Here is a 23,655-nt window from a genome sequence, read left to right as displayed (position 1 = left end):
AGTGTCCACGCTCGCGCTGAGCAACCGATCGTCTCCGGACTGCGCCGAATCGTACGCCGGCGTCGACCGCGTGGCCGTTCGGTCCGCTACGCCGACGCCGGCCATCGGGCGAGGACGTCTAGCTGGTGGGCGAGGTAGACGAGTTCCGCGTCCGCGACCTGTTCGTGGCGACTCTCCGCCCACGCGCGCAACCGCTCGGGGTCGATCGTCCCGTCGGCCGCGAGCGCGGACTCGACGGTGTCGACGATATGATGGAGGAAGTACGCCTCGTCAGCTTCGTATCCGCCGTCGGTCGGCCGCACCACCCAGTCGGAGCCGCCGGCCGCGACGATCCGTCCGCCGGTCGCCGGAACCGCGGTGAGGAGGCGGCGGCCGGCGTTGCTGTCACCCGTCTCGCCGCCGACCTTCTCGGTCGTGTCCATCCGACGGTGAAACCGCCGCTCGATCCGGTCCTCCAGTTCGGGGTCGACCGGCGGCACCAGCGCCGTCACCCCGTCGAACGTGATGGGGAAGTAGGCGACCCCGCCGGATCGGAGCCCGTCCGCGATCGCCGAAAGCGCCGTCTGGACGTCCGTGAGGTCGAGGAAGGCCTGGGCGACGACGGCGTCGTAGGTCCCGTCGCGGTCCGCGAGGTGGGCGAGCGCGTCTTCGGCGCGGAACTCGACCTCGAACGTCGCCCCGTCGCGGTCGACGCGTACCGTTCCATCAGACCGATCCGGACCGTGGCCCCGATCCGACGCGCGGTCGACGACGCTGTCCGCGGCGGCCTCGACCAGGGCCGGGTCGGCGTCGATGGCCGTGTACCGGACCTCGGTGCCGGCCGTCCACTCGAGGATCGTCTCGACCATTGCGCCCGTCCCGGCCCCAATCTCGCAGAGTTCGACGGACTCGTCGAACCTCTCGAGCGTCCGGCGAAACGCGTCCGCGACGCGCCGGTTCCTGGCGCGCCGGTCGACGGTCCGCTTGGCATCGAGGTATCGACGGAACGAGTAGTGATCGGGTTCGGTCACGTCTCTATCGGCCCGTCAACTCGTGGCGGGTTAAGTCCGGTCGTCACGGCGACGGCCCCGCGGCCTCGCGGAGTCGAGTCGTGAACGACGCGACGCGATCGACGGTGTCGCTCCAGGTGGGATGGGCGTCGTAAGCGTCCCGGGCGGCGACTCCCATCTCGGTGAGGCGCTCGCGATCGGCCGCGAGCGAGCCCACCGCCTCGGCCACGGCCCGCGGTTCGCCCGGCGGAACCAACACCCCCGTCTCCCCGTCGTCGACGACCTCGCTGGCGCCGCCGGCGGTCGACGCGAGCGCCGGCATTCCGAACCCCATTCCCTCGAGGTAGACGATGCCGAACCCCTCGTAGCCGGATGGAACGGCGAGAAGGTGCCCCTCCCGGAGGGTCGATGACAGCGCCGAATCGGACACTCGGCCCGCGACCGTCACCGACTCCTCGACGCCCAGCGCGTCGATCAGGCGGTCGATCCGACGGGCGTACCGCGGATCGATCGTCGGGTCGCCGACGACGGTCAGGGTCCACTCGTCGGCCGGGCGGGCGGCCAGCCCCCGGAGCAGCGTGTGGAGCCCCTTCCGTTCGACGAGCGTCCCCACGAAGACGATTCTGAGCGGCCCTGGCTCGTGGGCACGTGCGCGGATCCGCGCCCGCGTGACTCCCGGGTCGACGTGGTCGCCGCCTGGCGGCGCGACGACGCCCGTCGTCGGGCCGACGAGCGTCTCGACGGTCTCCCGGGTGGTCTCGCTGTTGTACACGAAGGCGTCGACGGTGTCGAGGTAGCGCCGCTCGATCGCCCTGACGAGCGCGTTCCGCCACGCCGCCCGCGGCTCCCGACACCGGAGGTGGTGGACGATAGAGACGATCGGCGTGGCGTCGTCGCGCCGGCGGTTGTGCCGGACGAGCGACGGGTGACAGAGTTCGTCTTGCAACAGCACGTCGACGTCGAGACCGGTCAGGTCGGCGGCGACCTCCCGGGAGACGTTGTCGAGCACGTTCGTCCCGTATCCGCCCTTCGGGAGCGCGACGACCACGACCTCGTGGCCCCGTTCGCGGAGCCCCGCGACGAGCCGTCGATCGTAGCGATAGCCGCCGGACGTGCGCTCGAGGCCGTCGTAGACGACTAGCCCCAGCCGCATCGAATCAGACGGTCGTGGCGTACGAAGCGGCTGCCCCGTCCTCTTCCCACATCGTCACCTCGACGGCGTCGAGTCGGTCGGTCTCGATCCCGTCCGCGACTCGATCGGCGAAGAACCGCGAGAAGTGCTCCACGCTCGGGTTGAGCCCCTCGAACTCCGGGAGGTCGTTGAGCGTCGCGTCCCGGTACCGGTCTACCAGCCCGTCCACGACCGCCTTGAGGTCGTCGATGTCGACGAGGTAGCCGTACTCCCCGAGTTGCTCGCCCTCCACCTCGACCTCCACCGTCAGGTGGTGGGAGTGGAGGTCTCCCTCGGGTCCGGGGTCGGGGACCGTGAGCCAGTGTTGGGCGACGAAGTCGCGAGTGACTGTCACCGTGTACATACCCCGTCGGACCACGCGCGTGAACTAAAACCCAGGTGGCGCGCGACCCGACGCCGGACCGACGGACCACAGTCGAACCGGGCCGCGGCGGACCAGTCAGTACGTCAACAGCACCTGGACAGTCTCGTCCGGCCGATCGTCCAGCAGTTCGTAGGCCTCCGGGGCGTCCGTGACCGGGACGCGGTGGGTTACCAGACGGTCGGTCGCGACGTCCTCGAGTCGCCGCCACGCGGTCGCCAGCCGACGGGCCACGGTCCAGCGTCCCCGCCGTGCCGGCGCGATGGTGCTCACCTGGCTGCTGATCAGGCGGATTCGGCTCCGGTGGAATCGCCCGTCGAGCGACAGTTCGGCCGTCCTGGTCCCGTACCACGATCCGACGACGACGCGACCCCCGTACCCGGTCGCGTCGACGGCGGCGTCGAGCGCCGCCGGATTCCCCGAGAGTTCGTAGGTCAGGTCCGCCCGACGCGGGGGCGCTTCCCGTTCGGTCCGTCCGGACGGCGATTCCGGACGCTCGGGCGGTCCCGACGGCTCGCTGACCGCCGCGGCCGGGTCGTCGTCGGGATCGAGGCACCGGTCGGCCCCGAACGCCTTCGAGAGCCGTCGTCGCTTCTCGTAGTAGTCCACGGTCACGAGCGACGAAAGCGGCGTTTCGGCCAGCAGTGCCGTCGTCAACAGCCCCACGACGCCCTGGCCGAACACGATCGCCCGCTCGCCGATGCGGGGCTCCCCGTCGAGGACCAGGTTGACCGCCGTTTCGACGTTCGGGAGGAACGCCGCCTCCGCTGGCGAAACTCCGGACGGCACGACGCTCACCTCGTCGACTCCGACGACGAACTCGCTGGCGTGGGGGTGGAACGCCAGCACCGTCTCGTCGCGCCACGCCGGGTCCACGTCCGCGCCGACGGCGGTCACCGTCCCGACGACCGCGTACCCGTAGGGAAACGGGTAGGAGAACGATCCGGAGAGTGCCTCCAGCGTCTCGTCCGCGGCGATCTCGGGGTTCATTTCACCCCGGTAGAGTAACAGTTCCGTCCCGGAGCTGATGGCGGATACCGTCGCAGCCACCTTGAGTTCGTCCGGGCCAGGGTCGGGAACCGCCGTTTCTCGGACCTCGACCTCGCGGGGACCCGTGAAGTACACCGACTGGGCCGGCATCGGGTTACGTCCCCCTCGTTCTCTCACCGGCACCGATCTCGACGCGGGTTCCGTTCTCCCGGCAGCGTTCGAGCGCCTCTTTGGCCACCATTCCGGCGTCGCCAGCCGTCCGATCGCGACCGACGCCGACCTTGAGGTCGATCCCCGCGGCCTCCTCGACGTGATCGATCGCCCCGTCGAACGCCGTTCGATCGAGCCCGGCGGTCACCGAGATGACGTTGTCGCCACCGATGAAAAACGACAGCGAGTCGTGACTGTCGTACATGTGCTCCAGAAGTGTCGTGTACCCCCGATCGATGCGCCGGAACACTTCGAAGGCGTCGAGTTCGTCAGTATATCGCCCGGTCGCGTCGTTGACGTCGAAGTGGGCGATCTGGACGGTCCCTTGCTCGCCCAGCGGATCGCCGCGCAGGATCTCGGTTCGCGCGCCGTCCTGGGCGCTCCCGGCCGCCTGGAGGTTCGCGGTCGCCTCGCCGACCGCTTCCCGGGGCGAGGTCCCCGTGGCGACGCCGAGGCTGACCGTCACGGGATAGCGGTTGCGGACGGCGTCCTGGATGCGCCGGTGTCCCGCCAGGTCGAGCCCGTTCGTGACGGCGATCATGTTGTCGAATCGCGTGGAGAACACGTAGCCGTCGTGATGACCGACGAGTTGTGAGAGGTCCGCGTACAGGCGGGACTGGAGCATCTGCAGGTCGACCTCCCGTTTCGGTGACGGTGCTACCGTCCACGGCCCGTAGTTGTCGATCTGGATCACCGTAACCTGTGTTTCGGTCACAGTCACTTCCCCCCGTACCACGTCTAACGGTATAATTTGTGGGCGATAGTGAACGGGAAACGGGGACCGGAGAACGGCCGTCCCCAGGTATATGCTACTCCTTCCCGTAGGGTTCAGCCGGAGTATCGGCTCGTGTCTCGAACGCACGCCGCGAGCGGCACCGGATCGCCCGCGATCGCCGCCGGGGAAACGGATGTCTGAACGGGTCTCCGAGGAGCGTGTGCTCCGGGACTGGCTCGCACGGGAGGCCGACTGCGGCGCGGCTGACGTCGATCCGGAGACGGTCCCGACGAACTCGGCGGCCGTGCTCGACGCGCTCCTCACGGCGAAGCCGGGCGCGGCTGCGTTCGTCTGGCGCGAGCGGCCGGTCCGGTGGTACCGGCTCACGCTCGATCGGGAACGATTCGTCGACCTCCGTCCGGTGGACGGGCCGGACGATCTCCTGTGGCGCGCCGCCTCGACGGACGGCACCCTGTTCGGCGTGGCCGAGCGGATCCACGAGGAGGGGGTCGCCCCGCTCGAATCGGCGGGAATCGACGCCGAGGCGATCCGAACGTACCGCGACGACCTCGCTTCCGGGACGCCGTTCGACCCGCTGGTCGTCCGGACCAGATGCGGCGCGACCCCGTGGTTCGTCGCCGACGGGAACCACCGGGTGACCGCGGCGGCGCTGCACTACCTCGAAACCGGTCGGTACGTCCCCCTGTCGGCCTACGTAGCCGTGACCGCGAACCCGGTCCTCGGGCCGACTATCACCCGGATCCGAGGCCTGCTCCAGCGACTGGCTGGACGAACGATCGCCCATCGCGGCAGTCGGGAGCCGTAACTACGTCCGGCGAACGGGGTGAATGCGAGTACGACGCTTTTGCACGTGCTTCGGGTCTCGCCTGCACGAGAACTGCGACCGAGATCGCGATCGCGTCCTCGATCGCCGTGGGCGGTGCTCGCGACCTGACGCCGTATGACCGACAGGATTGTGCAAGTACAACGCCTACCACGGCTCTCGACCTCTGGTATGGTATGGCTTACCGATTCGAGTGTCCGCTGGGAAGTTGCCAGTTCGCGCTCCGATCGAGCAGCAGCGACGAGGTCGAACGGCTGGTCCGGGCCCACGCTCGGGTGAGTCACCGCGGGCGGATCGATCCGGCCGATATCGATCGCGGGATGGAGCGGGTCGAAGCGGCCTGAGCGTGAGCGTGGCCGAGCGGACGAGACTGCGAACTCCCGACCTGCGACCCGTAATCCTGCGAACAACTAAGTAGCTTCGACAGCGTGGTGAAAGTAATGGCAGACGGCCCCGACGAGGGGATGTTGTCGTGGGACGAGTCCGTGTTCAGGAACGAGCACGTCTTCGAAATCGACTACGTTCCCGAGACGTTCAAACACCGCGAGGAGCAGACCCGGAGCCTGACGTACGCGCTCCGGCCCGCGGTGCGCGGGTCGCGTCCGCTGAACGTCGTGGTCCGCGGCCCGCCGGGGACGGGGAAGACGACGGCGATTCAGAAACTGTTCGACGAGGTCGGTGCCCAGACCAGCGACGTCCGGACGATCCGGGTCAACTGTCAGGTCAACGCGACCCGATACTCGGTGTTCTCGCGGCTGTTCGAGGGGACCTTCGACTACGAACCGCCGTCCTCGGGGATCTCGTTCAAGAAGCTGTTCGGCCAGATCGCGGAGAAACTCGTCGAGGAGAACCGCGTCATGGTGGTCGCGCTCGACGACGTCAACTACCTCTTCTACGAGAACGAGGCCTCGGACACGCTGTACTCGCTGCTCCGGGCCCACGAGGAGTACCCCGGTGCGAAGATCGGCGTCATCGTCGTCTCCTCGGACCCCGCGCTCGAGGTCATCGAGGAACTGGATTCGCGCGTCCAGAGCGTCTTCCGGCCGGAAGACGTCTACTTCCCGGTCTACGACCAGCCCGAGATCGTCGACATCCTCGACGAACGCGTGAAACGGGGCTTCCACGACGGCGTCATCTCCCGCGAAACGCTCGATCGCGTGGCCGAGTTGACCGCCGAGAGCGGCGACCTCCGGGTCGGGATCGATCTCCTGCGACGGGCGGGACTCAACGCCGAGATGCGTGCGAGCCGCACCGTCGAGATGGAGGACGTCGAAGAAGCCTACGAGAAGTCGAAGTACATCTCCCTCTCGCGGAGCCTCTCGAACCTGACCGACACCGAACAGGCCTTGCTCGAGGTGATCGCCCACAACGACGGGGAACAGGCCGGCGACGTCTACGAGGCCTTTCACGAGCGGACCGACCTCGGCTACACGCGCTACTCCGAGATCGTCAACAAACTCGATCGACTGGGCCTGATCGACGCCGACTACGCGGACGTCGACGGTCGCGGCCGCTCGCGATCGCTCACCCTCTCGTACGACAGGGACGCGATTTTGAACCGACTGGAGTGAGCGCGGCTGGCGGGCACGCCGATCGCACGACAGCCGTTCGATCGGGGGCGCACTACCGGTCGCGACTGTCGCGCGATAACCGCGCGTTTCAGGCCTGATCGATCGTCTCGCGGTAGTTCTCGAGCGTCTCGATGGCCGACTCGACCTTGGTCTCGGTGTTGCCGTCCGCCTGCTGGCTGACCTGCCGGAGGGTATTGAGCCGTTCGTCGAGGAGGGCGTGATCCGGCTGAGTGTCGCTCATCACGTAGTCGGAGAACGCGTCGGTGGTCTCGCGGATATCGTCGCGCACGTCGTCGTCGGCGCTCTTGGCGGCCTCTTCGAGGTCGTCGCGGGCCTGCTGGAGGTGGTCCGTCATGCGCCGCGCTACCCCGTCGCCGCCCATAACGGTTGGCCGGGCACCAGCCACGTCCGATCGATCGGCCCGTGGAATTCGGCACTTACACGATCGTACTATCGGGATACCGGTACGTCGACGTCGCCGTACAGGCGTCCTTCCGATCACAGGGGCGTGATATCTCGAAATCGCCGGACGGAAACGCCGGAACTAGTCGCGCTACTGACTGTCGGCTATTTGTCTTCCCGATCCTCCATCACGATCGCATCATGCCAGTATCACGCCGCGCGGCGCTCAAGGCGATGGGGATCGCCGGTGGACTGACTGCGGCGAGCGGTACCGTCCTCGCCGTCGGTGAACACGAACACGACGATCGGCCGAAACCCGACGAGAAGCGCAAGGGGGACGGAAAACCGGTCGATACACCCGGAGCCGCCGTCCGGGTCGCGCACTTCTCCCCGGACGCACCGAACGTCGACGTCTACGTCGACGGGAATCGCGTGCTCGCTGACGTCGCCTACGGTGACGTCTCGCCGTACCTCGAGATCGAACCGGGAACGTACCGGATCAAAATCACGGCGTCCGGCGATCCGGGAACGGTCGCGTTCGACGGTGACGTGGCGTTCGGCGCGGCGTTCTACACGGTCGCCGCGATCGGTGAACTCGGTTCCGGGACGTTCCAGCCCGCAGTCCTGCTGGACGCCGGCTCCGCACTCGTCAGACTCGTCCACGCCGCTCCCGACGCGCCGGCCGTCGACGTCTACGCCGACGACCAGCCCGTGTTCGAGGACGTCGAGTTTACCGACTCGAGCGACTACGTCCCGGTCCCCGCCGGCGCGTACACCGTGACGGTCCGGCCGGCCGGCGATCCTGACACGATCGTCGCCTCGTTCGACGTCACGCTCGAACGAGGGACGGCATACACGGCCTACGCGATCGGCTACCTGGAGCCGCCCCAGGACGTGATGGATCGCGACTTCACGGTCAAACTGACGGTCGACGGACCGATGGCTGACGCGGACTGATTCCGTCCCGGATCCGCTCTCGAGGCCAGCGCCGATCAGCCGTCGGACGCCGCCCCGACGAGCGAGACGAAGTTGTCGAAGACGCGGTGGGCGGTCACGTTCTCGTAGGAGTGGGCCGTCTCCGTCCACCCGAAATCGGCCTCGATCTCCTCGTGAAAGTCGCTCGTAAACTCCGGGTGAAACTGAACCGTCCACAGCGGGGCCACACGGTGTTTCGTCCCGAAATGGGGGTAGTAATCGGTCGTCGCGATGACGTCCATGTCGTCGCCGGGCTCCAGTACGACGTCACCGTGTACCGCCGGGACGATCGGTTCGACGCCGTCGAACAGCGGGTCGTCCGCGAGTTCGATCCCGACCAGCCGGTGTGTCGTCCCGACGCGTTCGACTCGACCGCCGAGCGCAGCGTTCGCGATCTGGTGGCCGAAACAGACGCCCAGCGTCGGGATCCGGCGCTCGACGAGTTCGTGTACTAGCTCCCCCTGGTCCGCGATCCAGGGCTCGTCCTCCACCTCGTAGACGCCCGCCGTGCTTCCCGTCAGGACGACGCCGTCGACCCCTTCGAGGTCGGGCCGCTCGCCGGCGGGGAAGTCACACTCGAGACAGCCCGGAAAGTGGTCGGCGAGCGCGAGGGCGTGGTAGTCGTAGTCGTCGTCGATCTCGTTGTGAACGACGAGGATCGTCGGCGGTGTCATCGGGATAGTCGACGCGTCCCGGATCGATAATGCTGTGGGCAGCGCGACAAGCGTGCCGGTCAAGTGGCTCCAGTTCCTTATCGAACTCACTGTGAGTGATACGCGAGGTCCCCTCCAGCCGGACCGTCCGGACGTCGACCGACCGTTCGAGGTCGACGCCCCGTTCGACCCCGCGGGCGACCAGCCCGAGGCGATCGAAGGGTTGGCCGACGGGTTCCGATCGGGGATGGACAAACAGACTCTGCTCGGCGTGACGGGATCGGGCAAGACCAACACCGTCTCGTGGCTGATCGAAGAGATCCAGAAGCCGACGCTGGTGATCGCCCACAACAAGACGCTGGCAGCACAGCTGTACGAGGAGTTCCGGACCCTCTTTCCCGAAAACGCCGTCGAGTACTTCGTCTCCTACTACGATTATTACCAGCCCGAAGCCTACGTCGAGCAGACCGACACCTACATCGACAAGGACGCCTCGATCAACGACGAGATCGATCGGCTCCGCCACTCCGCGACGCGCTCGTTGCTCACCCGCGAGGACGTCATCGTCGTCGCGAGCGTCTCGGCGATCTACGGGCTCGGTGACCCGCGCAACTACGTCGACATGTCGCTTCGTCTCGAGGTCGGAGAGGAGATCGGCCGCGACGACCTGCTCGCGCAACTCGTGGACCTGAACTACGAGCGCAACGACGTCGACTTTACGCAGGGCACCTTCCGGGTCCGTGGCGACACGATCGAGATCTATCCGATGTACGGCCGCTACGCGGTCCGCGTCGAACTCTGGGGCGACGAGATCGACCGGATGGTCAAGGTCGATCCGCTCGAGGGGAAAACGCAGGGCGAGCAACAGGCCGTGCTCATTCACCCCGCAGAGCACTACTCGATCCCGGAGACGAAACTCCAACAGGCGATGGACGAGATCCGCGACGATCTGGACTCTCGCATCTCGTACTTCGAGCGCAAGGGCGACATGATCGCCGCCCAGCGCATCGAGGAGCGGACCACCTTCGACCTCGAGATGATGCAGGAGACGGGCTACTGTTCGGGGATCGAGAACTATTCGCTGTACCTCTCCGATCGCGAATCGGGCGAGGCTCCCTACACCCTGCTCGATTACTTCCCGGACGACTTCCTCACCGTAGTCGACGAGTCTCACGTGACCCTGCCCCAGGTACGCGGGCAGTACGCCGGCGACAAGTCCCGCAAGGACTCGCTGGTCGAGAACGGGTTCCGGCTCCCGACCGCCTACGACAACCGGCCGCTCACCTTCGAGGAGTTCGAGGCGAAGACCGACCAGACTCTCTACGTCAGCGCCACGCCGGGCGACTACGAGTACGACCACAGCGACCAGGTCGTCGAACAGATCGTCCGGCCCACCCACCTCGTCGACCCGAAGGTCGAGGTCTCGCCCGCTACGGGGCAGGTCGACGACCTCATGGACCGCATCGACGAGCGGATCGATCGCGACGAGCGAACCCTCGTGACGACGCTGACGAAGCGGATGGCCGAGGACCTCACCGAGTACCTGGAGGAGTCGGGCGTCGACGTCGAGTACATGCACGACGAGACCGACACCCTGGAGCGCCACGAGATCATCCGCTCGCTCCGCCTGGGCGAGATCGACGTCCTCGTGGGCATCAATCTCCTGCGGGAGGGCCTGGACATCCCGGAGGTGTCGCTCGTCGCGATTCTCGACGCCGACCAGGAGGGCTTCTTGCGGAGCGAAACCACGCTCGTCCAGACGATGGGCCGGGCCGCGCGGAACGTCAACGGCGAGGTGATCCTCTACGCCGACGAGCCCTCGAACGCGATGGAGTCGGCGATCGAGGAGACCCAGCGGCGCCGCGAGATCCAGCAGGCGTACAACGAGGAGCGTGGCCTCGAACCCACGACGATCGAGAAGGAGGTCGGCGAGACCAACCTTCCCGGGTCCAAGACCGACACCAGCGAGGTCTCCGGCCGCTCGCTCGCTGACGAGGACGAAGCTGCGCGGTACGTCGATGAACTCGAGGAGCGGATGCAGGAAGCGGCGAGCAATCTCGAGTTCGAACTCGCGGCGGACATCCGCGATCGCATCCGCGAGGTCAGCGAGGAGTTCGACCTCGCGGGCGGCGAGGACGAGGGGATCGCGCCGCCTGCCGAGGAGTTCTGAGCCGGGATCGGGCGGTCGTCGGGGTGGCGGTGCTCGAGTAGCACGCGTTTCGTTGGTTTCTTCAGTATTCCGTTTCGACGTGCATCACCTCGAGTGTACTATCGTTTGTGCCATCTACAATCGGTACCGAAGGTCGTTCCGATGGCTCTGACCGGAGCGCCCGGGCCGACATCTCCGAGGAGGCCGACGGCTGGATCGACTCCACCGTCGCAAACGATGGACATCTCGACGGCGGCTTCGGCTGTTTCCTCGGCGAGGAATCGGATGCTCACTGGAGCGTCTGTCTCACGTTCGGTGAGGCGACCGGCGGCGCCGTGGAGAACGCGCGGCTGACACTTGACGAGGGTACGCTACCGAGCGGTCCACGTACACGAACCCCTGGCCGAGGGACGGCGAAACCAGTTAGGTAGATCGCCTTCGTGAGCCGACCGCTCTCAAACTCCGTTTACAACTGCTTCAGCCCTCACGCGAGGCCAATTGTGATACACCGGCCTCGTCAGCAGTTCGCTCGAGCGCCCGCTCGACAAATGTCGCGACTTTCTCGTTTGAATCCGTCCGATAGGTCGCGAGGTCGTCGCGATACGGCCGGACTGCACCCGGAACTTCGTCTGCGATTCTCGAGATCGTTACCGCAAGATTTCCACGCGCGGTTTCCGATAGCTCACTGTCGGTAAGCGCCTCGAGTACTGTCTCGACGTGCGTGGACACTAACTCCGGGTCAGCTTTCGCGAGTCGGCCGATGACTTGCGATGCAACGAGACGAAGGTCCGTAGATTCGGCAGTGAGCGCGTCGATACTAACGTCACGAAGTAGCTCGCGATCGGTATCCGGAATAGCTCCAACGCTGATACTGTAGAGCAACTTGACCCGAACCGAATCGACGGATTCGGCGACCGCTCGTTCGACCAGACGGTCCGTCCACGATCTGAGACGGCCGTGGTCTTCCCAGGCGAATGTGGCGAGGGCGGACGCCGACTGATAGCGGACCTCCCAATGACTGTGATCGAGGTGGTCCACCAGGAACGCGATAGTCTCGTCGGTGAGTGATTCGTCGGCTTCGATCCGCCGTTGGAGAGCCAGTATTCGCCCGAGAACGACGGGTGTCAACTCGAGGAACGAGCGACCAGGGTTTGTCAACCGACTCCGAAGAATTCCGACGAACCCGCGCCGTTCAACCGTTAGCGTGACGATAACCGAAACGAAGACATATCCGACGAAATCGTAGCGGACGGCAACGAGCGCTTCTCTCCCACCCAGTCCGACGGCTGTGAGCGCGACTGCGTACAGGAGTCCAAAGCCAAATGCGCTGCCGGCTAGGAGGAAGAGGACGACTGACGGACCGTAAACGAGGCGTCGTTCGAGTTCTTCCGATTCGAGTGAGACAACGATCGTATTGAGCGCGTCTCGGGTGCTCGGCATCGCCGTCACGGCCAACGAAATCCCAACCCAGAGCCCAAGCAATCCCAGTAGTTGCGTCTGCGGTCCCGTTTCGACTGCGAGGATGTCCCAGTAGAGTCGAACGAGGCCGGACACCTTGTTCGGATAGGTGATGATTTCAACGGGAAGGAGGGACCTCGTTACTGCGGTGAAGACAGACAGCGCCGCCACCGTGTTGACGAACAGTGGGGCGATCGCGATCAGGAACGCCTTCCACGCGGAACTTGGCCGTTCGTGACGCACCCATCCCAGCGCCGGTTTCGTCAAACCGGCCGGAATCACAGGCAGCCCCACGAGTCTCATCTGAGTGAGTTCGACACCAAGGAGACGACATGCCCCCGCGTGGGCCAGTTCGTGGACGACGATCCCTGGCGCGAATAGCAACCCGATGAACGCCCAGGGTGAATGGGGTCTGCGGCCCCATCGTCGACGAACGTCCCGTAGAAACATGATACTACAGCCGAATTACATCTTAGTATATCTATCGTCTGTATCACATTTTGCTCGTACTCGTGTACGTATCTGCGACTTCTAGCCCAACAGCGGTATCACTACCATTGATGCTACGTCCAGAACGCGATGAAGCTGCCGTCGCTCAGAGCACGCCGAATCCGAACTCCGGCATGCCGAAGACGGGTCCCCAGAGCAGGTTGAGCGCGACGCCGACGACGACGGCGGGCAGGAAGTTGTAGATCGTCGCGACGATCGCCGCTCTGGCGTCGACGGCCAGCAGCGGGAACAGCGCGTCGCCGTCCTGCGCGATCGCGTTGGCAGTCAGCGCCGAGAAGGGCAGGCCGCCTTCGGCGTAGACGCTCGCCAGCAGGATCTGCGGGCCGCAACCGGGGATCAGGCCGACGGCCGCGCCGCCGATCGGGGCGAGGACGCCCGCGGCCGCGGCGACGGTGGCGACGTTTAGCCCCGTGAGGAGGACGGCGTACTCGTAGATGAGGAAGGCCACGAGCACCCAGACGGTGACGAAACTGGTCTCCATCGCCGCGTGGGTGAGCGTGTCGTAGACCGACCCGAAGGAGTCTCGAGCGCGTGCGATCTCTCCCTCGCCGACGTAGTGGCGACCGATCGCGTAGAGGTACAGCGACAGCACCGCGCCGGCGATCCCGACGACCGTGAACAGGCCGTCGAAGCCGATCCCGGGTGCGAGCGCGACTTCGGGACCGCCGCGGAGCAGGTAGATCGTCCCGAGGACGAGCCCCGCGACGGCGGCCACCCACCACGCGACGTGGGCGAAGTGGGAGAGTGGAGTGAGCACCCGAGAGCGGCGGTCCGGCCCCGATTCGTGGGCGTGGGTGGGTGCCGGACAGCCGTAGTCGTGGGCGGGATTGGACCCGACGCCACTGTTGACAACGGTGCCGCCGTCGGCCATCGCGGGCGAGAGCTGTGCGACGGCCGCGTCGATGCGGGAGACGCCGAGGCCAACTGAATCGACGAGGTAGCCGGTGGCGACCGATGCCGCGAAGGCGATCGCGTAGGCGTAAATCGCGGCTTCCGGGGCGAGCGCGAGGATGACGAACGCCGAGTCGCCAGCGGTCGCGCCGAGCGTCGCGACGACGGTCCCGAAGCTGACCGTTCCGCGAACGTACAGCGGCATGACGACGATCGCGCCGCCACAGCCGGGGGTCAACCCGAGGAGGCCGCCGAACAGCACCTGCAGGCGCTCGTTGTCCTCGATCGCGGCGAGGAGCGCGCCGTCGGTCCGGTACTGGGCCAGTCCGAACGCCAGGACCGTCACCGCGACGAACGCGCTCACCTGGACGTAGCTATCCCGGAGCGATTCGAGGAGAACGACGAGCAGTTCGTTCATCGACGCTCACTCGGAGCGTCCCCTCGTCCGAGCAAAGGATTAGACATATCTAAATCTGGATTTAGCAGGGGAGAATAAATAGTTGCTGGTACACGCAGTCTTCGATCGGACCGACGGTTATCGTTCGATCACCCCCAGAAGTATCGGCGAGACGCTGCTGTCGGCTCCCGTCTCGTCTGGTGTACCCCGAAACCGTCCGGACGGAGCAAGCGGTGGATCGCTCGAGGTGACGGTCGTCGCTACTCGTGGTCGTCCCGCAGGTGTTCGATCGCGTGCAGTTCCACTACGGGGACGACTTTCGCGACGAGGAGGAAGATCAACGCCACCATGGCGATCGTCCCGACGAGCGACATGATCTCGATGAGACTCGGGACGTACGTGCCGGGCGTCGCTTCGTAGATGTCGAAAGTCGGATGCAGGAAGCCCTCGACGACGAAGAGGACCTTCTCCATGACCGTCGCGGTGAGCACCATGATGCCCGATGCGACGGCTCGCTTCTTGGTGAAGAGGCTCGGCCGGATCGTCTGCGCGAAGATGTACGCGAGCACCGTAAAGACCAGCAACATCGAGGTCTGATAGATGGGGTTTCCGAGCCGCGCCTCTGCGGCGTGGGTCACGTCGACCGGGGCCTTGAAGAGGCCGGTGACGTTCTGCTGAAGCTGGAGCCAGAGGAACAGCAGGCAGAAGAATCCGAGCCACAGCAGTAATCCGCGGAAGATGTCGTCGGTGATGATGTGATCCCAGTCGTAACCCCAGCGGAAGCCGTAGGAGAGGAGGATCACGCCGCTGATCGCCGAGGTCAGCGCGATCGTGAGGAACTGCGGTCCCTGCACGCCGCCGTACCACGTCGGGTACGTCGGGAGCACCGCGAACAGCCACGGGATGACGCCCCCGTGGAGCAGGAGCGGGGCCATGATGATGATCGCCAGCGCGAGCCACCAGACCATCCGCTGGACGATTTCGTCCTCCCGCTCCGTGTAGCCGATCGTCAGCCCCCTGTAGATCGGATCCAGCCGATCCGGCAACTCGTCGCGAAGACGCGTGACGTCGTAGCGGACCGTCAACGCCAGATACGTCGCGGTCAACACGAAGTAGGCCGTAATGACGGTCACGTCCCATACCAGCGGCGAGGCGTGCACCGTAATGTGGTAGTGTCCCAGGACGCTGGTGACCATCCGATCGGGTCGGCCCAGGTGAATGATGATGTAAAAGCCCGCGGCGGAGAGCCCGGCGATCGTCAGCAGTTCGGCCAATCGAGCGACCGGCATGTATCGGTCCATTCCGAGGAGCCGAACGGCCGCCGAGAGGATGATCCCGCCGTGAGCGATGCCGACCCACCAGATGAACGCGCCGATGTACAGTCCCCAGGTCACGCCACCACCGCTACCCCAGTCCGAAAGGCCGGTCACCACCAGCCCTTCTGCGAGCTGGTACCCCCAGCCGATCAGGAAGAGCACGAACGCCAGACCAGCGACGGCGACTAGCGCGTAATACGTCGTCGATGTGTGCTTAATCGGACGGAGAATGTCCGCCTCACTCGGCGATTTCGTGGCCATGGTGGGAGTTCTTCACTAACAGATGGTGGCGAATCACTTGCTTCCGACCGGTGAATTTGCAAGCCCCTTCTTGTAGCGGGGTCGACGATCGGCGTTCCGCGCTTTCGATCACGGTTTTCGGCCCTCTCGACTACGGCCTCCCGGTCCGGCCGCGGCGCCACCGGTTCCGGCTACAATTCGAGGGTGTAGACCACTTCCCGGCGCTGTTCGCCGCCCATCTCGACCTCGCCCTCTCCGGTCCGCTCGAACCCCTGTTGCTCGTAGAACCGCTGTCCGACCTCGTTCGACGCGAGGTCGATCGCCCGCATCCGTTCCATGTTGAAATCCTGCAGGTCCTCCCGGAGCCGTTCGTGTAACTCGGTCCCGATACCCTCTCCCTGGTGGTCCGGGTGGACGGCCATCCGGAGGACGTCGCCCTCGTCGTTCTGGACGACGCCGTGGGTGAAGCCGACGACCTCCCCGTCTTTCTCCGCGACGAGGAACGCGGTCCCGGCCTGTTCCAGGGCCAGTTTCAGGGTCTCGTCGCCGTACCAGTCGTCGATCGTCTCGTCGATCGTCTCGACGTCGAGTTCGTCGTAGGTGTCGTGCCAGGTGGCTCGCGCGACCTCCCTGATCGCCTCGCGATCGTCCATCGTGGCTGGTCGGAGTTCCATACCCGTCCCTACGGTATCGAATACCAAAGTGATTCCACCATACCCGGTATGTGGGTCAGACGCGCTTCGGTAGGTGAGCCACGCGGCGACGAGTCGGGCCAACGAGCCCACGATCGGCACCTAGAGTTCGAGCGTGTAGACTGCTTCTGGGTAGAACTCGCCGTCGATCTCGACTTCGCCCTCGCCGGTCTGCTCGAAGCCGAGTCCCTCGTAGAACGCTCGGCTGACGTCGTTGAACGCGAAGTCGAGCGACCGGACGCGATCGACGTCGTACCGCTCGATCTCCGCGAGCAACCGCTCGTGAAGGTCGGTCCCGACGCCCTCGCCCTGGTGGTCGGGATGGACGTACATCCGGAGGATGTCCGCCTGCTCGCCCTGAGCGACGGCGTGTGTGAAGCCGACGATGTCACCATCGCGTTCAGCGACGAGAACGACCGTTCCAGGTGCCTCGAGCGGCATCGAGTCGTCGGTGTACCAGCTCACGACGGTGTACTCGATCGTCTCGGCGTCGAGTTCCTCGTAGGTGTCGTGCCAGGTCTCGCGTGCGACCGCCTTGATCGCCTCGAAGTCGTCGGCAGTCGCCGATCGGATGCTCATATCGACTCATTGATAGTGAGGGTACAAAGTAATTCGTCACCGGCGACCTTCTCACGACCAGTTGGTTCCGGGGCGCTCTCCGGTCGATACCGTCGGTCGTCGTCACTCGCGGACGTCGAATCCTCGCTCGCGAAGCAGGTCCGGGACGCGGTCCCGGTGATCGCCCTGGAGTTCGATCCGCCCCTCGTCGACCGTGCCGCCGGTTCCCATCGAGGACTTCAGGTCCGACGCGATCGACTGTATCTCGTCCGTCGGGAGGTCGAACCCCTCGACGATCGTCACCGGCTTGTCGTACCGGCGGCTCTCGGTCCGGATCGACAGGACCTGCTGGGACGTCTCGAGATCACCCTGGGTGTCGAGTTCGTCGAGCAAGTCGTCGAGTTCGTCGTCGTCGTTTGCCATGGTATACCATCGTCCGGTCCAGGGGATATCCCTGTCCCTGCTCTCGCAACGGTCCTTCCCCGATCGAGTTGTCGACCTACAGCCTCGACTTGATCGTCTCGGCCGTCTTCTCGCCGACGCCGGGGACGCTCCGGAGGTCCTCGATCGACGCCTCACGGACGTTCTCGACGCTGCCGAACCGGCCGAGCAGTTGCGTGCGCGTCTCGGGGCCGACGCCAGGCACGTCGTCTAACACCGTTTTCACCTCGTCTCGGACCGTCTGGTGGTACTGGACCGCGAAGCGGTGGGCCTCGTCGCGCACGCGCTGGAGGAGGTGGAGGTGCGGCGCGTCCGACGGCCACGAGAACTCCCGATCGGGGGTGATCACGCGCTCCTCGGCCTTCGCCAGCGCGATCGCCGGGACGTCCCACCCCGCGTCGGCCAGCGCGTCGCGGGCGGCCTGGAGTTGTCCCGCGCCGCCGTCGATCACGAGCAGGTCGGGATCCGGCCGATCGTCGCGCCCCTCGACGGCCCGGCTGGCGCGCCACCCGAGGAGCGCGCGCATGTTGTCGTAGTCGTCGTTCTGATCGGTCAGCTTCTTCCGGCGATAGTCCGCTTTCTCGGCGCTGCCCTCGACGAACGTGACGTTGCTCCCGACCGCCGACGTGCCCTGGGCGTGGCTCACGTCGAACCCCTCGATCCGCCGGGCGGCGTCGATCCCGATCGCGTCCGCGAGCATGCCACACTCGTCGCGGCCGCCGACGTTGCGGCGGGCGTTCTTGAGCGCGAGTTCGACCAGTTTCGCTTCGCGGCCCGCGCCCGGAACCCGGACGGCGACGCCCTCGGCGTCGAGCCACGCCGCGACCTCTTCGTCGCCGTGGCGCTCGGGGAGGAGCAGCGCGTCCGGCAGGTCGCGCTCGGCGTAGTACTGGACGACGAAGGCCGCGAGCACGGCGGGGACGCCCTCGCCGGCCCCGTCGGCACTCCCTGCTGGGGCTTCGCCGGCTCCCGGCGCGTCCATGGTGTGGCGATCCCGATCGACCAGTTTGCCGTCCTCGGCGCGCAGGCGGGCGACGGTCGCGTCCGCGCCCTCGATCGCGACCCCGAGTACGTCGACGGCCCGTTCGTCGCCGACCGACTGGACCGCCTCGCCGCCCTCGCCGTGGAACGCCTCGACGGTCTCGAGTCGATCGCGCAGGTTCGCCGCGCGTTCGAAGTTCCGCTCCTCGGCGGCGGCCTCCATCTCACGGCGCAGCGGATCGGCGAGGATGCCCGTCTCGCCCTCGAAGAACCGTTCGACGGCGGTGACGTCCTCGCCGTAGCTCTCGAGGTCGATCTCGCGGGTGCAGGGCGCGGTACACAGCCCCATCTCGTAATCGAGACAGGGCCGATCGCGTCCCGCGTACTTGTGGTCGGAACACCCTCGGACGCCGTACGTTTCGCGCAGCGCCTTCACGACGGTCTCGACCTGCCCCTTGTTCGTGTACGGGCCGAAGACGGTCGCCGATTCCGCCGGATCGCGAGTGATCTCGATCCGCGGAGCCTCGTGGTTCGTCAACTGCACCATCGGGTACGACTTGTCGTCCTTGAGCCGGACGTTGTACCGCGGCTGGTGGCGTTTGATGAGGTTCGCCTCGAGCAACAGCGCCTGCGTCTCGGTGTCCGTGACCGCGATCTCGATCCCGTCGGCCCGATCGACCATCCGGCGGATGCGTGCGCTTCGCGGGTCGGCGTAGGAGCCGACCCGACTCCGGAGGTCGACGGCCTTCCCGACGTACAGCGTCGTATCCCCCTCCTGAAACTGGTAGACGCCGGGCTCACGCGGTACCGATCGCGCCCGCTCGCGAACCCCGTCAGCGTTCATCGGCGGTCCTATGCAGTGAGCGGGTTTCAGCCTGACGTCACCGATCCGGTCCGTCACCGCGGCTGGGCCCGCCGCTGCGCTCGGTCCCGTTATCGGAAGTAGCCCAGTCGCTGCGATCGAGGTCGCGCGTCCTCTCACCCTCCGACGGTGGGTCTTCGAGGGCGCCGTCAGCTGATACGGGGGCCGGCTCCGGCCCGATCGCCTCCTCGAGGGAGGGGACCGCACCGGCCTCGAGATCGGCGTCCGTGACGGGCAGGTCGAGGTCGTCGTCGCCGGCGATCCGGAGCACCAGCCGGCGCGATCGCGAGTGGCCGTATCGCAGGCCGAAGAGCAGGCTGAGGGCGAGCAGGACGAACCCGGTGCCGAGGAGCGCGAGTTCGAACGCCGCGAGCAACGTCTCGACGGCCCGGAGCGCGCCGTCGATGACGCCCGCGACGGGCCCCGGGCCGTCAGCGTCGATATTGTCGACCACGCCGGTCGGGTCGACGAGCGTGGCCGTCACGAGCAATCCGATACCGAGCACGCCGGAGGCGAGCGTCCAGCCGGCGGCCCGGCGGTTCTCGTCGCCGTCGACCGTCACGTTCCGGACGTTCGGTCGATCGACGGCCCGGAAGTCCGCCCCGTCGACGTCGGGTGTGAACGCGAAGACGCGGTGGGACGTGACGACGACGGTCGCCGATTCGAGTTCGATCCGCTCGACCTCACGCTCTCCGTCGAGGAGTAACTGATCGACGTGGTCCGTCCACTCCATCGTGCCGACGTCTCTCGCATATCCTCAAAGTATGGCGGTGCTTTCTCGGGGATCGCGGAGCCGACACGGTACATTCTCGGTCCTCGATCCGCAAGGCCCGCGTATGAGTGCCCCGACGGTACGGTGCTGGCTCGTCGAACGAACCTTCGGCGACCGCGACTTCGTGACGATCGTCTACGCGACGCCGGATGGCTCGCGATACCAGCAACGCCAACGGTCCTCGACGTCGTTACAGACCGGCCCGACGGTCACGGCGGCGACCGAGATCCCCGAGGACGACCTCGAACCCGTTCCGGACGAGGAGACCCGCGAACGGTACGCTGCGGAGGTCGAACGGACCGCCGAGCGATACGACCCCGACGATCCGATATGAAAGCTGAACACAAATTCCTCCGTAATTCCAGGGTATATCATTACCTGCAAGTGACAAACCTTATCGGCAAACGGTGTGTCAACACAGACAGCTATGCCCGCAATCACAGTCGACAACCTGACCAAATCCTACGGTCAGACCCTCGCCCTCGACGACCTCTCGTTCGACGTCGAGGAGGGTGAGGTATTCGGCTTCCTTGGTCCCAACGGGGCTGGAAAGTCGACGACGATAAACGTCCTGCTGGATTTCGTCCGTCCGACCGCCGGGCAGGTCCAGGTCCTCGGACTCGATGCGCAGGCACACAGCCGCGAGATCCGCTCGCGGACCGGCGTCCTCCCCGAAGGTTACCAGACCTACGATCGGCTCACCGCCCGCCAGCACCTCGAGTTCGCGATCGAGTCGAAAGGCGTCGACGACGACCCCGAAGCCCTCCTCGAACGGGTCGACCTGGCCGACGCGATCGACAAGAAGGCCGGCGGCTACTCGAAAGGGATGTCCCAGCGGCTCATGCTGGCGATGGCGCTCGTCGGCGAGCCGGAACTGCTGATCTTGGACGAACCCTCCACCGGCCTCGACCCCAACGGGGCCCGCGAGATGCGCGAGATCGTCCGCGAGGAGAACGCCCGCGGCGCGACGGTCTTCTTCTCGAGTCACATCATGGAACAGGTCGAGGCGGTCTGTGACCGCGTCGGCATCCTCCGCGAGGGCGAGATGGTCGCCGTCGACTCCGTCGAAGGGTTGCGCGACTCCGTCGAGGGCGGGACGGCCCTGCGGGTCACCGTCGACCGGATCGACGACGACGCCCTGCAAGCGGTGCGTTCGCTACCCGACGTTGGCGACGCCGCCGTCGAGAACGGAACCCCGCCGACGGTCGTCGTCCAGGTCGACGGCTCGAAGACGACCGTCCTCTCGACGCTCGAGGATCACGGGATCGACGTCCAGGACTTCTCGACGACCGAGGCGTCGCTCGACGACGTCTTCAGGTCCTACACCACGGGGGTGCAAGCATGAGCACGGAGACCGGAACGAGCGCCGGTGCGGGGACGACCGCTCCGTCCAGTTCGGTCAACCCCGAGAGCGTCCGCGCGGTCGCGAAGAAGGACTTCCAGGACTCGGTCCGCTCCTGGATGTTCTGGGGCCTGAGCATCTTCTTCTTTACGCTGCTCGTCACCGTGACGGGCGTCATCTCGTACTTCAACGAAGACATCGCGGTGCAGGGTGCGACGACCGAGGCGCTCGTCCTCTTCGTCAGCCAGATCACCCGTTTGGTCATCCCGCTGATCGCGCTGGTGCTCGGCTGGAAGGCCATCGCCGGCGAACGCGAAACCGGGAGCATCAAGATCCTGCTCTCGCTGCCCCACTCCCGGAAGGACGTCCTCCTCGGGAAACTGATCGGTCGATCGGCCGTGCTCTCGCTCTCGCTCGTCATCGGGTTCGCACTCGCCGCCGTCGTCGTCGCCGCCCTGCTCGGGAGCTTCGATATCGTCGACTACGCGAGCCTGCTCGTGATGGCGATCATCTACGGCGTCGCCTACACGAGCATCGCCGTCTCGCTCTCGTCGGTGACGCGATCGACGACGATCGCCGGGGCCGCGATGTTCGGCGTGTTCATTCTGTTCTACGTCGTCTGGAACGCGATCCAGACCGTTTTCCAGCTACTGATGAACCGCGGGACGATCGAGGGCGTGAGCTACACGACTGAATTCCCGACCGCGGACGGCTCCGTTCAGGAAGTGACGCGGGACCGGCTGCCCGACTGGGCGCTGTTCGTCGACACGATCGATCCCGGCAACGCGTTCCAGAACGCGATCACGGTCCTCAGTTCGACCGGCGGGGGCGAACTCGGGACGGCCTATCCCGACGCCTACTTCGCCGACGGCGTTCCGTTCTACCTCCAGGACTGGTTCTCCTTCATCATCTTGCTGGCCTGGATCGTCGTCCCGATCGCCGTCGCGCTCTACCGGTTCGACAAGGTCGACCTCTGAGGACCGACGACGGGATTTTTTACTGCCCGGGCCGCGGTCTCGGACCGATCCGGCGCGGACGCGTTCGATCGATCGCGACGGACACGTGGTTCTCCCGACGAGACGTTTAGGTACGGGCCCGTGGTACTGGGTCTGTGACCGACTGCATCTTCTACGGCGGGAAAGGCGGCGTCGGGAAGACGACCTGCGCGGCGGCGACCGGACTCCGACTCGCCGACGCCGGCCGGGACATGCTGATCGTCTCGACCGACCCGGCCCACTCGCTGGCGGACTCGCTCGAGACCGCGATCGGGCCGGAGCCGACGGCGCTCGACGGCGTAGGCGATGGGTCCGACGAGTCGGTTGGGCCGGGCGAACTCTGGGCGGTCGAGATCGACCCCGATACCCGCAAAGAGCGGTACGAAAAACTGGCGCGGGCGCTCGCGGCCGACCTGCGAAGCGCCGGCATCAGGCTCGACGAGGAGGAGGTCGAACGGATCTTCGCCGCGGGCGCGCCCGCCGGGAGCGACGAACTCGCCGCGCTCGACCTGCTCGTGGAGTACGTCGACGAAGGCGAGTGGGACGTCGTCGTCTTCGACACGGCGCCGACGGGCCACACGTTACGGCTGTTCGACACGCCCGAGGTGATGGGGCTGGCCCTCGAGACGACCCGATCGCTTCGCGGGCAGGTCCGCCGGATCGGGACCGCGGCCCGCAGCGCAGTGCTCGGCCCGATGTCGATGATGACCGGCACCGATCGCGACGAGGACGACCTCGTCCGGTTTCAGGAACGCCTCGAGCGGGCGCGCGACGTCCTCGTCGATCCCGAGCGCACGGCGTTTCGCGTCGTCACCCATCCCGAACGGATGGCGATCGCCGAATCGGAGCGACTCGTCGAACGACTCCGCGAGGCCGGCGTTCCGATCGATCGCCTCGTCGTCAACCGGGTCTTCGAGGGCCCGGCGGAGGGGTGTTCGCGCTGTCGGGCCCGGCAGGAGCGTCACGAACGCCGCGTCGACGAGATCCGGGAGACCTTCCCCGATCTCGAGGTTACGACCGTGCCCGAACTCGAGGGTGAGGTGCAGGGTCGCGAGACCCTCTCGGCGATCGCCGATCGGCTGCCGGAGTAGCAAAACCGGAATCCGAACGCCGGCCTGCCGTCGTCACGCACGCCGGCCTGACGTTGTT

The 23,655-nt window shown here is 66.3% G+C and carries 24 protein-coding genes; 9 read left to right on the top strand and 15 right to left on the bottom strand.

The genetic code is table 11. The annotated features are described in order from the left end of the window. Positions 1 to 86: 86 nt before the first annotated feature. The 5 genes from MUG98_RS20510 to MUG98_RS20490 form a co-directional block, all read right to left on the bottom strand. On the bottom strand, positions 87 to 1,010 hold the full coding sequence (locus MUG98_RS20510) for a class I SAM-dependent methyltransferase (protein WP_265109274.1): 924 nt from the start codon (positions 1,008 to 1,010) through the stop codon (positions 87 to 89). A gap of 43 nt (positions 1,011 to 1,053) precedes the next feature. Next, complete coding sequence (locus tag MUG98_RS20505; RefSeq protein WP_265109273.1) at positions 1,054 to 2,142, bottom strand: glycosyltransferase family 4 protein; 1,089 nt, start codon at positions 2,140 to 2,142, stop codon at positions 1,054 to 1,056. Positions 2,143 to 2,146: 4 nt separating this feature from the next. Next, on the bottom strand, positions 2,147 to 2,524 hold the full coding sequence (locus tag MUG98_RS20500) for a 6-pyruvoyl trahydropterin synthase family protein (RefSeq protein ID WP_265109272.1): 378 nt from the start codon (positions 2,522 to 2,524) through the stop codon (positions 2,147 to 2,149). Positions 2,525 to 2,620: 96 nt separating this feature from the next. Beyond that, complete coding sequence (locus tag MUG98_RS20495) at positions 2,621 to 3,682, bottom strand: zinc-dependent alcohol dehydrogenase (protein WP_265109271.1); 1,062 nt, start codon at positions 3,680 to 3,682, stop codon at positions 2,621 to 2,623. A 4-nt stretch (positions 3,683 to 3,686) separates the two neighbouring features. Next, positions 3,687 to 4,457 carry a GTP cyclohydrolase IIa gene (locus tag MUG98_RS20490; protein WP_265109270.1) on the bottom strand — a complete coding sequence of 257 codons (771 nt, stop codon included), beginning with the start codon at positions 4,455 to 4,457 and terminating at the stop codon, positions 3,687 to 3,689. A 193-nt stretch (positions 4,458 to 4,650) separates the two neighbouring features. Between MUG98_RS20490 and MUG98_RS20485 the strand changes: the two genes are divergently transcribed. The 3 genes from MUG98_RS20485 to MUG98_RS20475 all read left to right on the top strand — a co-directional run bounded on the left by MUG98_RS20485 (position 4,651) and on the right by MUG98_RS20475 (position 6,872). Then, positions 4,651 to 5,283 (top strand): hypothetical protein, encoded by a 633-nt coding sequence (locus tag MUG98_RS20485; protein WP_265109269.1) that lies wholly within the window; start codon positions 4,651 to 4,653, stop codon positions 5,281 to 5,283. Between the two features lie 194 nt (positions 5,284 to 5,477). Next, positions 5,478 to 5,645: a DUF1059 domain-containing protein gene (locus tag MUG98_RS20480; RefSeq protein WP_265109268.1), complete on the top strand. Its 168-nt coding sequence runs from the start codon at positions 5,478 to 5,480 to the stop codon at positions 5,643 to 5,645. 96 nt (positions 5,646 to 5,741) lie between these two features. After that, entirely contained in the window at positions 5,742 to 6,872 is a 1,131-nt protein-coding gene (locus MUG98_RS20475; protein WP_265109267.1) for an ORC1-type DNA replication protein, read from the top strand. Between the two features lie 88 nt (positions 6,873 to 6,960). Here MUG98_RS20475 and MUG98_RS20470 read toward each other — a convergent pair whose 3' ends face one another. Further along, positions 6,961 to 7,227 (bottom strand): DUF7553 family protein, encoded by a 267-nt coding sequence (locus MUG98_RS20470; protein ID WP_265109266.1) that lies wholly within the window; start codon positions 7,225 to 7,227, stop codon positions 6,961 to 6,963. A 281-nt stretch (positions 7,228 to 7,508) separates the two neighbouring features. Here MUG98_RS20470 and MUG98_RS20465 point away from each other — a divergent pair, with 281 nt between their 5' ends. Next, positions 7,509 to 8,231 (top strand): DUF4397 domain-containing protein, encoded by a 723-nt coding sequence (locus tag MUG98_RS20465; protein WP_265112496.1) that lies wholly within the window; start codon positions 7,509 to 7,511, stop codon positions 8,229 to 8,231. A gap of 35 nt (positions 8,232 to 8,266) precedes the next feature. Here the strand turns inward: MUG98_RS20465 and MUG98_RS20460 are convergent, their stop codons facing one another. Beyond that, a complete protein-coding gene (locus MUG98_RS20460) occupies positions 8,267 to 8,923 on the bottom strand; it encodes a type 1 glutamine amidotransferase (protein ID WP_265109265.1) in 657 nt (218 codons plus the stop codon). A gap of 91 nt (positions 8,924 to 9,014) precedes the next feature. Here MUG98_RS20460 and uvrB point away from each other — a divergent pair, with 91 nt between their 5' ends. Further along, a complete protein-coding gene (gene uvrB / locus MUG98_RS20455; protein WP_265109264.1) occupies positions 9,015 to 11,072 on the top strand; it encodes an excinuclease ABC subunit UvrB in 2,058 nt (685 codons plus the stop codon). Positions 11,073 to 11,528: 456 nt separating this feature from the next. Here uvrB and MUG98_RS20450 read toward each other — a convergent pair whose 3' ends face one another. From MUG98_RS20450 to MUG98_RS20415, 8 genes are all read right to left on the bottom strand, one after another. Beyond that, on the bottom strand, positions 11,529 to 12,776 hold the full coding sequence (locus MUG98_RS20450) for a hypothetical protein (RefSeq protein WP_345779779.1): 1,248 nt from the start codon (positions 12,774 to 12,776) through the stop codon (positions 11,529 to 11,531). A 328-nt stretch (positions 12,777 to 13,104) separates the two neighbouring features. After that, positions 13,105 to 14,328 (bottom strand): putative manganese transporter, encoded by a 1,224-nt coding sequence (locus MUG98_RS20445; protein ID WP_265109262.1) that lies wholly within the window; start codon positions 14,326 to 14,328, stop codon positions 13,105 to 13,107. A gap of 239 nt (positions 14,329 to 14,567) precedes the next feature. Further along, positions 14,568 to 15,884, bottom strand: a complete 1,317-nt coding sequence (gene nrfD / locus MUG98_RS20440; protein WP_265109261.1) for an NrfD/PsrC family molybdoenzyme membrane anchor subunit — start codon at positions 15,882 to 15,884, stop codon at positions 14,568 to 14,570. Between the two features lie 170 nt (positions 15,885 to 16,054). Continuing rightward, positions 16,055 to 16,537: a GNAT family N-acetyltransferase gene (locus MUG98_RS20435; RefSeq protein WP_265109260.1), complete on the bottom strand. Its 483-nt coding sequence runs from the start codon at positions 16,535 to 16,537 to the stop codon at positions 16,055 to 16,057. 120 nt (positions 16,538 to 16,657) lie between these two features. Continuing rightward, a complete protein-coding gene (locus MUG98_RS20430) occupies positions 16,658 to 17,134 on the bottom strand; it encodes a GNAT family N-acetyltransferase (protein ID WP_265109259.1) in 477 nt (158 codons plus the stop codon). 102 nt (positions 17,135 to 17,236) lie between these two features. After that, on the bottom strand, positions 17,237 to 17,536 hold the full coding sequence (locus MUG98_RS20425; RefSeq protein ID WP_265109258.1) for an SUI1 family translation initiation factor: 300 nt from the start codon (positions 17,534 to 17,536) through the stop codon (positions 17,237 to 17,239). A 76-nt stretch (positions 17,537 to 17,612) separates the two neighbouring features. Further along, entirely contained in the window at positions 17,613 to 19,379 is a 1,767-nt protein-coding gene (locus MUG98_RS20420; RefSeq protein WP_265109257.1) for an excinuclease ABC subunit C, read from the bottom strand. 37 nt (positions 19,380 to 19,416) lie between these two features. Next, positions 19,417 to 20,130, bottom strand: a complete 714-nt coding sequence (locus tag MUG98_RS20415; protein WP_265109256.1) for a hypothetical protein — start codon at positions 20,128 to 20,130, stop codon at positions 19,417 to 19,419. A 103-nt stretch (positions 20,131 to 20,233) separates the two neighbouring features. Here MUG98_RS20415 and MUG98_RS20410 point away from each other — a divergent pair, with 103 nt between their 5' ends. The 4 genes from MUG98_RS20410 to MUG98_RS20395 all read left to right on the top strand — a co-directional run bounded on the left by MUG98_RS20410 (position 20,234) and on the right by MUG98_RS20395 (position 23,597). After that, complete coding sequence (locus MUG98_RS20410; RefSeq protein ID WP_265109255.1) at positions 20,234 to 20,503, top strand: DUF7967 family protein; 270 nt, start codon at positions 20,234 to 20,236, stop codon at positions 20,501 to 20,503. A 93-nt stretch (positions 20,504 to 20,596) separates the two neighbouring features. After that, positions 20,597 to 21,514, top strand: coding sequence for an ABC transporter ATP-binding protein (locus MUG98_RS20405; protein ID WP_265109254.1), 918 nt, complete (start codon positions 20,597 to 20,599; stop codon positions 21,512 to 21,514). Further along, complete coding sequence (locus tag MUG98_RS20400; protein WP_265109253.1) at positions 21,511 to 22,488, top strand: ABC transporter permease; 978 nt, start codon at positions 21,511 to 21,513, stop codon at positions 22,486 to 22,488. The genes MUG98_RS20405 and MUG98_RS20400 overlap by 4 nt, the downstream gene beginning before the upstream one ends. Before the next feature lie 134 nt (positions 22,489 to 22,622). Further along, positions 22,623 to 23,597: an ArsA family ATPase gene (locus MUG98_RS20395; protein ID WP_265109252.1), complete on the top strand. Its 975-nt coding sequence runs from the start codon at positions 22,623 to 22,625 to the stop codon at positions 23,595 to 23,597. Positions 23,598 to 23,655: the final 58 nt, after the last annotated feature.

Origin of the sequence: Halosolutus halophilus (genome assembly GCF_022869805.1) — an archaeon.
Taxonomy (GTDB): Archaea; Halobacteriota; Halobacteria; order Halobacteriales; family Natrialbaceae; genus Halosolutus; species Halosolutus halophilus.
This window is presented reverse-complemented; position numbering and strand designations above follow the sequence as displayed.

What these genes read in the sequence shown, in the direction of transcription:
- MUG98_RS20465 (WP_265112496.1), top strand. Translation starts at nt 7,509, where the DNA reads ATGGGGATCGCCGGTGGACTGACTGCGGCGAGCGGTACCGTCCTCGCC.
- MUG98_RS20475 (WP_265109267.1), top strand. Translation starts at nt 5,742, where the DNA reads ATGGCAGACGGCCCCGACGAGGGGATGTTGTCGTGGGACGAGTCCGTG.
- nrfD (WP_265109261.1), bottom strand. Translation starts at nt 15,884, where the DNA reads ATGGCCACGAAATCGCCGAGTGAGGCGGACATTCTCCGTCCGATTAAG.
- MUG98_RS20470 (WP_265109266.1), bottom strand. Translation starts at nt 7,227, where the DNA reads ATGACGGACCACCTCCAGCAGGCCCGCGACGACCTCGAAGAGGCCGCC.
- MUG98_RS20495 (WP_265109271.1), bottom strand. Translation starts at nt 3,682, where the DNA reads ATGCCGGCCCAGTCGGTGTACTTCACGGGTCCCCGCGAGGTCGAGGTC.
- MUG98_RS20500 (WP_265109272.1), bottom strand. Translation starts at nt 2,524, where the DNA reads ATGTACACGGTGACAGTCACTCGCGACTTCGTCGCCCAACACTGGCTC.
- MUG98_RS20425 (WP_265109258.1), bottom strand. Translation starts at nt 17,536, where the DNA reads ATGGCAAACGACGACGACGAACTCGACGACTTGCTCGACGAACTCGAC.
- MUG98_RS20485 (WP_265109269.1), top strand. Translation starts at nt 4,651, where the DNA reads ATGTCTGAACGGGTCTCCGAGGAGCGTGTGCTCCGGGACTGGCTCGCA.
- MUG98_RS20480 (WP_265109268.1), top strand. Translation starts at nt 5,478, where the DNA reads ATGGCTTACCGATTCGAGTGTCCGCTGGGAAGTTGCCAGTTCGCGCTC.
- MUG98_RS20430 (WP_265109259.1), bottom strand. Translation starts at nt 17,134, where the DNA reads ATGAGCATCCGATCGGCGACTGCCGACGACTTCGAGGCGATCAAGGCG.
- MUG98_RS20405 (WP_265109254.1), top strand. Translation starts at nt 20,597, where the DNA reads ATGCCCGCAATCACAGTCGACAACCTGACCAAATCCTACGGTCAGACC.
- MUG98_RS20435 (WP_265109260.1), bottom strand. Translation starts at nt 16,537, where the DNA reads ATGGAACTCCGACCAGCCACGATGGACGATCGCGAGGCGATCAGGGAG.
- MUG98_RS20445 (WP_265109262.1), bottom strand. Translation starts at nt 14,328, where the DNA reads ATGAACGAACTGCTCGTCGTTCTCCTCGAATCGCTCCGGGATAGCTAC.
- MUG98_RS20415 (WP_265109256.1), bottom strand. Translation starts at nt 20,130, where the DNA reads ATGGAGTGGACGGACCACGTCGATCAGTTACTCCTCGACGGAGAGCGT.
- MUG98_RS20505 (WP_265109273.1), bottom strand. Translation starts at nt 2,142, where the DNA reads ATGCGGCTGGGGCTAGTCGTCTACGACGGCCTCGAGCGCACGTCCGGC.
- MUG98_RS20460 (WP_265109265.1), bottom strand. Translation starts at nt 8,923, where the DNA reads ATGACACCGCCGACGATCCTCGTCGTTCACAACGAGATCGACGACGAC.
- MUG98_RS20400 (WP_265109253.1), top strand. Translation starts at nt 21,511, where the DNA reads ATGAGCACGGAGACCGGAACGAGCGCCGGTGCGGGGACGACCGCTCCG.
- MUG98_RS20410 (WP_265109255.1), top strand. Translation starts at nt 20,234, where the DNA reads ATGAGTGCCCCGACGGTACGGTGCTGGCTCGTCGAACGAACCTTCGGC.
- MUG98_RS20420 (WP_265109257.1), bottom strand. Translation starts at nt 19,379, where the DNA reads ATGAACGCTGACGGGGTTCGCGAGCGGGCGCGATCGGTACCGCGTGAG.